The 11,178-nt window shown below is 30.3% G+C and carries 13 protein-coding genes and 1 pseudogene; 3 read left to right on the top strand and 11 right to left on the bottom strand.

The window, feature by feature from the left end:
* Positions 1-173: 173 nt before the first annotated feature.
* From AC1RYN_RS10745 to AC1RYN_RS10725, 5 genes are all read right to left on the bottom strand, one after another.
* A complete protein-coding gene (locus tag AC1RYN_RS10745; RefSeq protein WP_481806984.1) occupies positions 174-665 on the bottom strand; it encodes a sensor histidine kinase in 492 nt (163 codons plus the stop codon).
* Between the two features lie 819 nt (positions 666-1,484).
* Positions 1,485-1,634, bottom strand: coding sequence for a hypothetical protein (locus AC1RYN_RS10740; RefSeq protein WP_481806983.1), 150 nt, complete (start codon positions 1,632-1,634; stop codon positions 1,485-1,487).
* Between the two features lie 34 nt (positions 1,635-1,668).
* Positions 1,669-2,118 (bottom strand): hypothetical protein, encoded by a 450-nt coding sequence (locus tag AC1RYN_RS10735; RefSeq protein ID WP_481806982.1) that lies wholly within the window; start codon positions 2,116-2,118, stop codon positions 1,669-1,671.
* Positions 2,119-2,286: 168 nt separating this feature from the next.
* Complete coding sequence (locus AC1RYN_RS10730) at positions 2,287-2,799, bottom strand: polysaccharide deacetylase family protein (protein ID WP_481806981.1); 513 nt, start codon at positions 2,797-2,799, stop codon at positions 2,287-2,289.
* Positions 2,784-3,077, bottom strand: coding sequence for a hypothetical protein (locus AC1RYN_RS10725; protein ID WP_481806980.1), 294 nt, complete (start codon positions 3,075-3,077; stop codon positions 2,784-2,786). Before AC1RYN_RS10725 ends, AC1RYN_RS10730 begins: the two co-directional genes overlap by 16 nt.
* 441 nt (positions 3,078-3,518) lie before the next feature.
* Here AC1RYN_RS10725 and AC1RYN_RS10720 point away from each other — a divergent pair, with 441 nt between their 5' ends.
* From AC1RYN_RS10720 to AC1RYN_RS10710, 3 genes are all read left to right on the top strand, one after another.
* Entirely contained in the window at positions 3,519-3,737 is a 219-nt protein-coding gene (locus AC1RYN_RS10720) for a metal-dependent hydrolase (protein ID WP_481806979.1), read from the top strand.
* Complete coding sequence (locus tag AC1RYN_RS10715; protein WP_481806986.1) at positions 3,731-4,513, top strand: metal-dependent hydrolase; 783 nt, start codon at positions 3,731-3,733, stop codon at positions 4,511-4,513. Before AC1RYN_RS10720 ends, AC1RYN_RS10715 begins: the two co-directional genes overlap by 7 nt.
* Positions 4,514-4,907: 394 nt before the next feature.
* Positions 4,908-6,125 carry an erythromycin esterase family protein gene (locus tag AC1RYN_RS10710; RefSeq protein ID WP_481806978.1) on the top strand — a complete coding sequence of 406 codons (1,218 nt, stop codon included), beginning with the start codon at positions 4,908-4,910 and terminating at the stop codon, positions 6,123-6,125.
* Between the two features lie 306 nt (positions 6,126-6,431).
* Here the strand turns inward: AC1RYN_RS10710 and AC1RYN_RS10705 are convergent, their stop codons facing one another.
* The 6 genes and pseudogenes from AC1RYN_RS10705 to AC1RYN_RS10680 form a co-directional block, all read right to left on the bottom strand.
* On the bottom strand, positions 6,432-7,889 hold the full coding sequence (locus AC1RYN_RS10705; protein WP_481806977.1) for a glycosyltransferase family 2 protein: 1,458 nt from the start codon (positions 7,887-7,889) through the stop codon (positions 6,432-6,434).
* A gap of 466 nt (positions 7,890-8,355) precedes the next feature.
* The gene (locus AC1RYN_RS10700; protein ID WP_481806976.1) at positions 8,356-8,547 is read right to left on the bottom strand and encodes a hypothetical protein; all 192 of its coding nucleotides are present in this window, start codon (positions 8,545-8,547) and stop codon (positions 8,356-8,358) included.
* A gap of 14 nt (positions 8,548-8,561) precedes the next feature.
* A complete protein-coding gene (locus tag AC1RYN_RS10695) occupies positions 8,562-8,693 on the bottom strand; it encodes a TlpA disulfide reductase family protein (protein WP_481806975.1) in 132 nt (43 codons plus the stop codon).
* A gap of 466 nt (positions 8,694-9,159) precedes the next feature.
* Positions 9,160-9,989: pseudogene (locus AC1RYN_RS10690) on the bottom strand (bestrophin family protein).
* Between the two features lie 264 nt (positions 9,990-10,253).
* Positions 10,254-10,778 carry a hypothetical protein gene (locus tag AC1RYN_RS10685; protein WP_481806974.1) on the bottom strand — a complete coding sequence of 175 codons (525 nt, stop codon included), beginning with the start codon at positions 10,776-10,778 and terminating at the stop codon, positions 10,254-10,256.
* 78 nt (positions 10,779-10,856) lie between these two features.
* Positions 10,857-11,099, bottom strand: coding sequence for a sensor histidine kinase (locus AC1RYN_RS10680; RefSeq protein ID WP_481806985.1), 243 nt, complete (start codon positions 11,097-11,099; stop codon positions 10,857-10,859).
* Positions 11,100-11,178 lie beyond the last annotated feature (79 nt).

Here is an 11,178-nt window from a genome sequence, read left to right as displayed (position 1 = left end):
TTTTTATGTTTATTTGTAAAAGTAACAAGTACATTGCTAAGGTTAATACATGCTCCTGTTGTTAGGGAGGCAGCACCTAAATTTCTTTCACGAAAGTTTCAATAACCACTCTCCCAAGTGGTTCGTCATCTATAACAATGCAAATTAATTTATTCATTAGTCTAAATCTATTTTTAAATTGACTTTAAATTTTGTCTCCAAATTTTCAATATCCAGTTGGTGCTTGTTGGATACAATAATTGCAACCGTTTAAGAGCATTTGTAACTCCTATACCGCCAAATTCATTATCTTTTATTCCTTGCTCTACATCATTTTCAAGTTCAAAATAAAACGTTCTATCCTGAACTTTTATGTTCAAATAAATAAACTGTTCCTTATTTCCTTTAAGCCCGTATTTAAATGCATTTTCTATGAATGTAAAAGTCAAAAGTGGCGCTATGTACAATCCAGATAAATCTTCTCCTTGAGGAATATGAAATTGAATATTTTTATTAGCAGAATATCTCATTTTCTCCAATTCGAAATAATTTTTTATAAAATCCAATTCCTTTTGCAATACTACTTTTTCGGTATTCGATTCATAAAGCGTATAACTCATAATATCCGAAAGATTTAAAATAACTTCTGGCGTACTGTCGTCTTTTTTTATCGAAAGCCCATACAAATTATTTAATGTATTAAAAAGGAAATGTGGATTAGAGTTGTGTTTTCAAAAAGTTTTTTTCAATATTAATGTTTGAATTTCTAAAGCTGCTTTCTGACTCTGAATATTTAAAGTTTTATTATAAAGCTTCGAAATTTCAAAAAGGATTTTCACAAAAAAGAAAGGAGACAAAATTGAAATAATGATGAAGGCTTGAGAAAACATTTCTCTTTATTGAAATTGCTTGCAAAAATGTTTGACTTGCACTCATTCCTATAGCCCCCTTCAATTCTCCTTTAAGAATTTGAAACCCAGTGAATAATATAGCAGTGAAAAAAAATAAGTTACTGCCATCCAAACAAAAATAGATACGATAAAAGTAAACAATAATAGAATTACCATTCTGGCTTTACCTCCCGAAAAAATCTTTGGTAACAATAAATAAAAGAACATGTAAAACACAATCATATTAACCGTTGTCATTCTGATGGTAAGAATAAAAGCATTGAAATATGAAAGTTGATATGCTAGAACGTAACTCAAAATTAGCAATATTGAAAAACTCAACCACATAAAGACATGAAGTAGAATCCGATTGCTCTTGGTATAAAATTTATCAAAATTAAATTCAGCTATTTTACTTGCTAAGTAATTTGAGAAAATCTTTGTGTCTTATTGCATTAAATACATTTTATATGAAGCAAATTTAAAGCTCATCTAGTTTCTGAAGTTGTTACTTTAATTATAATATTCTGATGATTGCGTTTATTATATTAATCGTATTGTGACCTAGAATTGGATACATAAGGTTACCTGATAATTTTCGCAATACACCAAGACTTAAAGAGAGATTAGGTAAATTATCGTAATAATATCAAATTTTAATTGATAGTCTTCTGTCAAAAATACCCCGTGACCAACACCAAATAAAATGGTAACAATAAAAAATCCCCAGCCAAATTTAATTCCTTTGACATTCCATTTGGGCAAAAATGCTTTATCCAGAAGCCATAAACTGATTCCTCTAAATACAATTTCTTCTGTTTAAACCGGGCATAGTAGCCTGAAAAGCAAAAGTTTCAAAATCAAACATTCCCCCTTTTGGAAACAAAATTAGTTTGAAAACAACATCAAAAAGTAAAAATCCAAGGAAAAACAAAATTCCGAATTTCAGTTGTTGTTTTGAATTGCCTTTTGACGTAAATCCAATTTCTTCACGGTCTTTTTTACTTACTGAAAAGACAATTCCTAGAGCTAAAATCAAACTTAGTATTTTCCCAATCCATGTGAATTTTAATCCAATAAATTCAAGACTGAGATAGCGTTGGCTAAACTGTTGCAAGTAGCAATCTGCTAAAAAGTAAAGCACAAAAAACAAGAGAAATTTCAGGTTTACTTTCTTAACATTAATAAAAGCAAAAATGAAAAGTGGTAAAATCGTTAAAAGCCAGATAAGTGGTGTAAGTGATGACATATGTTATATTTTTTATTCAAAAGTATCATTACAATACCTAGATTAAAAAACCTACCGACGAAAGAGTTTCTCCACCGACGAAAATTATTTATAAATCGATGAATGATTTCTGCTATTTCACTTTATCACTATAATTCTAGCAATCATAGCATTCACTTTGAGAATATTTTACAGATTTTTCAAATCGTCAACTGTATAAAATTTAAGTTTATTATCTTTTGCATACTCACATATTTCTTGCAAGGCTGCAAGAGGGGTTTCTATTTTTTCGTCGGCAACTTCTACTGTTTTATGTCCGTAAAAAATAACAATTTTGTCATGCTTTTTGGCATAATCCATAAGGGTTTTATAATACGCAACGTCGAACTGTTTGTAATCATCATCTATACCTAAACCGTAAATAACACGATTGTCTTCGTAATAACAAAATTGCGAATCAGGATAGAGTTTACCGTATGTAGTACCTCTTATAAAATCAAAATGTTTTAATAATTCTTTATCCAAATCTGCATTGCGAGCACCATCAGGATAGGCAAATGAGCGTAAATTAAACCCATCCTTACCCATTGCAGCTGTTAACGGTAATATCTCATCTTTTATATACTTTTCGATTCCATATTTAGCCGAATACTTAAGTGCATTTTCATGATTATAGCCATGTGCTGCTATATCGTGCCCCATGTCTTGCAAATAGTGTAATTTTTTCTTTTGCGCAGCATTAAGAGAATCATATTTACAGATAAAAAAGTCGCTTTCCAGTCTAAATGGCGCAGTCGCTTTTCGGCATTATACCAATCATCAATATAATTATCATCAAAGCTCAATATGATACCTGGCTGAGATTCTTTCTTTACTGGAAGAAGCGGTTTAGATTTCTTTTCTTCAGAATAAGTACTTGCTGTATAAAGTAAAATACCTATGGTAAAAAGACCAATAAGCGCATATATAGTTCGCTTCATAGTATAGATTTTGTAATCAAATTTAAGTATTATCCTGTAAAAAAAAATTCTACTTACTATTATTAATTCATATCGACTCATTAAACTCTAAGATTAAGCTGCTGCAAAAGTTTAACAGTAAAGAGTACTATCTCAATCTCGAAGCTTCGGAACGAGATGCACAAAGATTTTTTCACGCAGATTACAAAAGATTTAAGCCGATAAGCGCAGATTTTTTCTTCAATACTTATAAAACTAAATCTGCAAAATCTGCGTGAAAAAAAAATAATATTTAATCTTCTCTCGCAGATTCTAAAAGATATAAGCTGATGAACGCAAATTTATTATAACTACTTTTAAAATCAAATCTGCTTAATCTGCAAAATCTACATAAAAAAAACATTTTCTTTAAAGCTGAATCAAACCCTGTTTCTGTTTAAATTTGCAGTTCAACAATACCCTATGGATTCATTTACTCAAATTGTGCTAGGAATTGCAACTGCCGAATTATGCGCAGGTGAAAAGCTACATCGCAAAACGATTTTGTATGGCGCTATTCTAGGAACTATCCCTGATCTTGATGTTGTTCTTGGACAATTTTTAAATCCTGTAGATGGTGTAGCAATACATAGAGGACTGAGTCATTCCTTGCTGTTTTTGGATTACTTTCACCCATCTTAGGTTGGGCTATTGCTAAAATAGAACGAGGTAAAATTAATTTTCGTACTGCTTCTTTGATGGTCTTTTGGTGTTTACTTACCCATGTGCTTTTAGATATGTTTACTTCTTGGGGAACACAAATATTCTGGCCTTTTCCTGACCGAATTGCCTTAAAAACGATCTTCGTAATTGATCCACTATATACTCTTCCGTTACTTATTTGTTTAATTTTAGCTTGGCGGAAACCTACTTTTTCTCTTCGAAAAAAATATGTTTTACGCGGTATATATATCAGCTCTTTTTATCTCTTAGTAACTTGTGGATTAAAACTATATGCTTTGCAGCAATTTAAAAATGCATTGCAACAACAACATATTGCTTATGATAATCTCATCGTAAAACCTACTGCTTTTAATTGTATTTTATGGAATGCCAATGTAGCGACTAAAGATGCTTATTTATTGGGTGATTATTCACTTTTTGATAGCCAGCCAATTACTTTTGATAGCTATAAAAAAAACAATAATCTTTCACAACAACTTAGTGGGAATTATGACTTTGAAACCTTGAAAAAGGTAAGTGAAGGATGGTATATTGTAACTAAAAAAGATAATGAGTATCACTTTAATGACTTGCGTTTTGGTTTACTTACTAAAGATCCTAAACAGCCACAATTTGCATTTAGTTATGTTTTTAAGAATGAAAATGGAGAGTTAAAAGCAGAAGAAGTTCCAAAACAAAAACGTGATGGAAAAGCTTTAATGAAAGGAATTTTAAACAGAATTAAGGGAAATTAGAAAATAAACTATTTCATTTTGAGAAATACAATATCATTTTGATAGCATTCATTTTATAAAAAAGCCGTCAAAATACCCGTAAAGAACTAACAAACAACATCTTAAGTCATTACATAAATCACAGGTATTATGTTTGCTACAATAATGAAAACTCAAATCATTATGAACAATTATCCTGAACAAAAAAGACTACTGCATCGCAATAAATTAAAGAGATTGGCTCGAATAAGAATGAAAATTACCGTTACTCATTTGCTAGTAATCACTTATGCAGTTGTGCTAGTTTTTATTGCAATTTTCAAGTTTACAGGCCAATAGCATATATGACTATTAAAGAATGTTGGTTTACATCATATAATTATTATTTGTATTTTAGTAATCAAAAACTACTAATATGACCAAAAACCTCCTTTACTCCGTTTTGTTCAGTTGCTTTTTTTCTGTTTGTACTTTTGCTCAAGGACAATCCTTAAACTGGATAAATTCTCATGCATTACCAATCACCAACAATGAGAATGATAATAAGGCTTATTATTCGCAGTTATCCAATCTTCTTAAAGATAACAAAATTTGCGGCTTAGGAGAGGCTTCTCATGGCACTCATGAATTTTATACAGAAAAGAATCGCATTATTAAATACCTCATTACAGATGCCCAATATAAATCGATTGGTTTCGAATTTGGATATTCGGCGATAGAACAAATTAATGCTTATTTATTGACTGGAAAAGGAGATTTAAAACAGCTAATGAAACCATTGCGTTTGTTTAATACAAAAGAAATATATGATTTATTCGAATGGGTAAAGACTTATAATACCTCTAAAACAACTAAGGATAAAGTTAATCTTTTTGGCTTTGACACCAATTATATCAAATCTGATATTGATGCGTCTGCCAACTTTTGTTCTGTTTATTTAACAAAAAATGCTTCTCTTTATACTAATGGACCAGCTGCAATACCCGTTTTGAAGAAGATAACAACTCCGGATTTCCCTTTATATGAATTATCTGATGAGGAAATGGGAATTATTTCTCTCTTAAATGCTGAAATAAAATTAAAAGGCACATCGACAATTAAAGGTTTTAGCGAATTTAAAAAATACATATCCCTTTTATACCAAGGCACATTATTATCTAATCCTTTAGCCAGAGATCAATTTATGGCAGAGAACCTTACCGATTTTCAACAAGAAACCAAAGCCAAAACTATTATTTGGGGGCACAATATTCATTTTTCAAAAGATACTAATATGCCTAAAGCAAAGGGAATGGGATATCATCTAAAAGAGAAATATGGCAATGAATATTACGCAATAGGTTTTGATACTTTAAAAGGGAAAGTAACTGTATTAGACGGCAATGATTATGAAGAACGAAATTTTGAAGCGCAACCAAAATCTTATTCGGCATTGTTTGCAGAAGCTAAGTTCCCTACTTTCTTTGTAGCCTTTGATACAGACAAAGAAAGTCCTATTTATAATGCAAATGGTAACATAACCAATATATACTCTAACTGGACTAATGTAATAGCATTACCTATGAAACCCGGTATTGATTTTGATGCATTAATTTTTATAAGAGAAACAACTCCTTCAATTATATTGAAATAAATATAACTTAATCATTTATCTATTCTTTTTAACGCATAGAAACATAGTCTAACAAAGCCCAAAAAGACGTTTCACTTAAAATAGATCACATAAGGCTATGTGAAAAAAACTTTTTTTTCCTGAATCGCCTTTAGTTATAAATTCTATTCTAATAGCTCCAATCTACGTCTTTATGTGTTAATGCCATTTTTATATTGACGAAGTAATTACACCTAACAGATTAAACTTATTTTCATCTAATAAAAAAATGCTCGAATATACAACTGATGTACATTCGAGCATTTTTATTTATACTTACTTTTTCATCTATTTTCCTTGAGCCAAACCACGTGTTAACCAACCACTTTTATTAGCTGTAAGAATAGCATAAGGTGTTATCCAAAATAATCCAAAAGTGAAAAGAATACTATATGAATACGCCCAAAATGACTCTGATACATTATGTCTTTTAGCATAAAATAAAGCTGAAAAGCTGGATACAATCATAATACTTAAAAGTGTTGAACCAAAAAACAATATTGGATGTACTGCTATAAAGAAAAACATAAATAAGACAAATGGAAGAGCCATAACTATCTTTAATGATTGATCTAAAAATAACAGTCTTGTACCAAATTTAGATCCTTTTCTAAAATCTTTAAAAACATATTTTGCCATCATTAAACTCTCACGCACATTACTTCTACCCCATCTGATAAACATTTTATACAATCCTGTATATTCTTCAGGTACATTAGTTAATACATATGAGTTTCTTTGAAACAATACTTGACGTCCTTGTTTTAAAATCATATTCGTCATTGCACGGTCTTCACCAATGTCTGAAGGCTGTCCCATAAAGGTTTGATTAATCCATTCTGGAAGACATTCATATACCGCTTCACTACGATAAGCTGCTAAAGCTCCTGGAGTACACATAACTGATCCTAAAACACTTTCGGCAGAACGTGCGAACTCAAAACTCATTACAAAACTCACATTTAGCATTTTAGGAAGTATCGCTTTTTTATTATTTAAAACGAGAACATTTCCTGCAACAGCGCCACATTTTTCATTAGTTACAAAAGGACTAACTAAATTTCGTACTGTATCTTTTTTCACAACCGAATCACTATCTACAGTAACAAAAATATCCCCAGTTCCTAATTCAAATCCACGGTAAAGTGCATGGCGTTTTCCTTGATTTTTAGGCTGCTGATAAATTGACAATCTATCACCTAATTTTATTTTTGCTTGTTGCATCCAGTACCAAGTATCATCTTTACTTCCATCGTCAATAGCAAGAATTTGCATTTTTTGTTCTGGAAAATCACTATCTGCTAAACTTATTAAGGTATCCAAAACCAACTTACCTTCGTTATATGCAGGAACGATTATTGTACAGGTTGGCAATAACTCATCAGAAACTGATTCGATTGGCTTGTAACGAAAATATAGAAACAAATTATATATAAAAACTCCTGCCTTAAATATAAAGAAGATTGTTGTTATCAATAAAAATGGATAACCCCACGTTGAGTTTATTCTGTCTATATGAAATTGATCAAAGTCTGATTGAAATTTATAAACTAAGAAAGCTCCAGTAATCATTAATATGAAACTGCTTATAAGCACAATAAAACCTAATGGGCTTGAGTTTTCTTTTATTGCCTTCTTAAAAGATTTGTTGTTAATACTAAAAAAAGAACTTGCTAAAGAATGTTCAGTGTTATTTGTAACGCTGCTTGTGGCGTATAATTGTTTTGAAATTGTTTCAGTTTTCATGCTTGTATTGTTGTATTACTATCGATTTCTATATTATGGCTCTTACTTTAAATGTCAATCCTTTTTTTATTCATTTTTGTCGTTATTTATGAAGTACAACGATCAAATAAAATTGTATAAAAGAATGAACAAATCATATTTAGCAAGCCTCATGCCATTATCGTTTTTAATAGAAAATGAGGTATTTATAATAGTTTTTACAAACTCACAATGTATAAGCGTTACCCAAATTGTGTAAAAATTACACACATTGTATCTTTTTGAAAAATAAGAAGAATCAATATAATACTATGATTTCATACTTAGGCAGCCTATCAGATTACATACCATGATAGCATGATAGTAATTAATTTTATTATCAATTAATTACCATATGAATATAGGCGTCCACCTTCATCATTCTTTACAACTATCAGAAAATGTCTGTAACTGCAAGTTGACTTAGAAAATTGAGGTAAAAAAAAGATTATTTATCGGTAGTTAATGCTTTAATTAATTCATCTAACTTATTTCCATGAATATTCTTGGCTAGAATAATTCCGTTTTTATCAATTAGAGCATTAAAAGGTATTGATTGTATTTTGTAGTTTATTACAATAGGGGAATCCCATAATTTTAAATCACTTACTTGAGTCCATGGTTGTTTTAATTTTGCCATAGCTCCTAACCAAGCTATTTTTTTAGAATCAAAGAAACTCCATAAATCATAAATTTGTTAGGATACTTTTGATACAATTTTAATAATTCGGATTGCTCTTTAACACAAGGACCACACCATGATGCCCAAAAATCGACTAATACCAATGAGCCTCTAACGAAGAAAGAGATATCACATTGCCTTTCGTCATGCTGGAAGATCAATATCCGGAATTATATCTCCTACCTCAAGACCTTCAGTTTGTGCATTCGAACTTGTAAAAGAACAGATTAAAAATGTAAGTGTAAAAAATAAATTCTTCATAGGTTATATTATTTTCAGAGGCATTGAAACAAAACAGGCTATCTTATAAGAAATAGCACGATAATGGTATTTCGTTTGTATTTCTACTGGCGAATTTATAAATATTTTTTTCTTTAACCTATATTAAAAAATTCCTTCAATTATTAATTATCGAGATTAATAATTGAAGGAACTCATTACTTTTTAAAACTAAACTTTTTAAAACTAAATTCATAACTACATTATAAAATGAAATATACATTAGTTTCTACTCTTTTGGTTTCAGTTTTTACAACCGAATCATTTTTAAAAGCAAATTCATTTCGATATTCATGTATCATTTGTGACAGATTCTTTTCTATAACATTCGAAATTGCAGTAACAGGCGTATCTGTTGGTGGTTTTCGAAGGATCCTGCAAATGAATTGCCATTTTTTCGATAAGGAAAAAAGCAGCACTAATTGTTGTTATCAATGGTATGGCGTACCAACCTAATAAACTATTTAGCCCAAATGGCAATAGAAAGATAAATAAACATAACGTAAATCGTATGTACATACTGTACGTGGTTGGGAAAATAGTATTTTTTATTCGCTCACATTTACCCATAGCATCACACAATCTTGTCAATGTTTTATCTATCTCTACTTGCTGATAGATATTCATTTTTTCCTCTTCAATCGCGTTAGTAAGATCCTTTGCGTGCAACATTAAAATAGCATTAGGAACATGCTGATGATTTTGTACAAAACGTAATTCTTCTTCGCTCAAAAAACTTTTAATTGGCTTTATAGCATCTTTATTTCTCAAAGATTGTCCTAAACTATAACACCAAGCTATTTGTCTATTAGCAAATTTTTCTTTAAAATCATTTGCCTTAACCGAAAAATCATCTCTATAAAATGTAATTATTTGCCTAACCAAAGTTCTAGACTCATTTACAATGGATCCCCATAGATTTGGGCTTCCCACCATCTATCATACGCCTGATTAGATTTAAAAGCCAATAATAATGATATAATTGTACCAATAATAGCAGGAACTGCAATAGGAATATCTACAGAGATGTTGATATAATGATGATGAAAAATTTCAAATAATACCGCATAAGTTGTCACCAGAATAAGCTCAACTTTTATTTTTCCAAGAACATACTTCATTGGAATTTTCTTTTTTAATAGCATATTTTACAAGAAGTTAGATTAAACTTATTTTTATCAGAATTAATTATACTAACTCTTCGTAAAGTGATAAAACAGGAAGACCGAACAAATCGTTAATAGTTTCATTTTTGGTCTTTTTGAATTTAATCTTTTTGGCCTTGCGGGTTTGAACCAATAAATCGATATGATTCTTAGATATTACTTCGATTAAATGTGGGGCAAATTCTATGTAATTATCATCAAAATTTTTAGTCTGGCTTACTATTTCAAACGAAAATTATTACTTATAAATTGCTGAATATCTTTAACATGAAGATTTTGCTGTTCGTTTTCTATATACAATGCTTTATTAAAATCGTCTCTATAAGGTTCAGAACTTAAATGCAAAATAGGGCATTTTTGGTTTCCAGCTAATTGTATCAAATAGCTGTGTATCCTTTTTGTTTCTTGCTTATAAGAATGAGGAAGAATCACTAGTTTTACTGAAAAAGCAGTAATTAAATTCTTGAAAATTGGCGATGAAATTCCGTACTGATTGTGAATTTTAATTTTACAATTATTAGAAGATGCTGTAATTAGCCTGCATACGTCTAAAACTTCTTCTTGAGTTTTAGTTAAACCAACTCTCATTGTTCTTAAAAAATTAGAACTTGAATCCGTATCTGGAATTTCTGAAACAATCATTAGGACAATCTCGCAATCGCTTTCTTTTGCCTGAAAAACAGCCAGTTTTACAGCATCAATTGTATCTTCTTTTAAAGTTGTAGGAATTAAAAAATTTTTCATAAGTATAATTTATTTGATTTATACCTACAAAATAACTGACGTAACATTAAGAGTTCCCTAATATAAAATTAGAACTTTCTAAGAATTCACATTAGAATTTTTAATGTTACATTTTTTAAAAATAATAGTAACCATTGTTCCTTTATTTTGCTCTGATTGAACTTGTAATTCTCCTCCATGCATACGGATAATTTTCATGGCAAGAGGAAGCCCTAAACCATAGCCAATATACTTGGCTGCGATTTTTCCTCTAAAGAAAGGCTCGTATAAATGTGGAATATCTTCGGGTGGAATACCAATACCAATATCGCTTATGGCTATTTTAATCGCTTCTTCAGGTGCTCCTCCCTAACAACAGGAGCATGTATTAACCTTAGCAATACGAGGCATCTGAGTCCAG

This window comes from Flavobacterium sp. TC780, assembly GCF_056783245.1.
The sequence above is the reverse complement of the archived record's forward strand: the minus strand, read 5'-3'. Positions and strand labels throughout refer to the sequence as shown.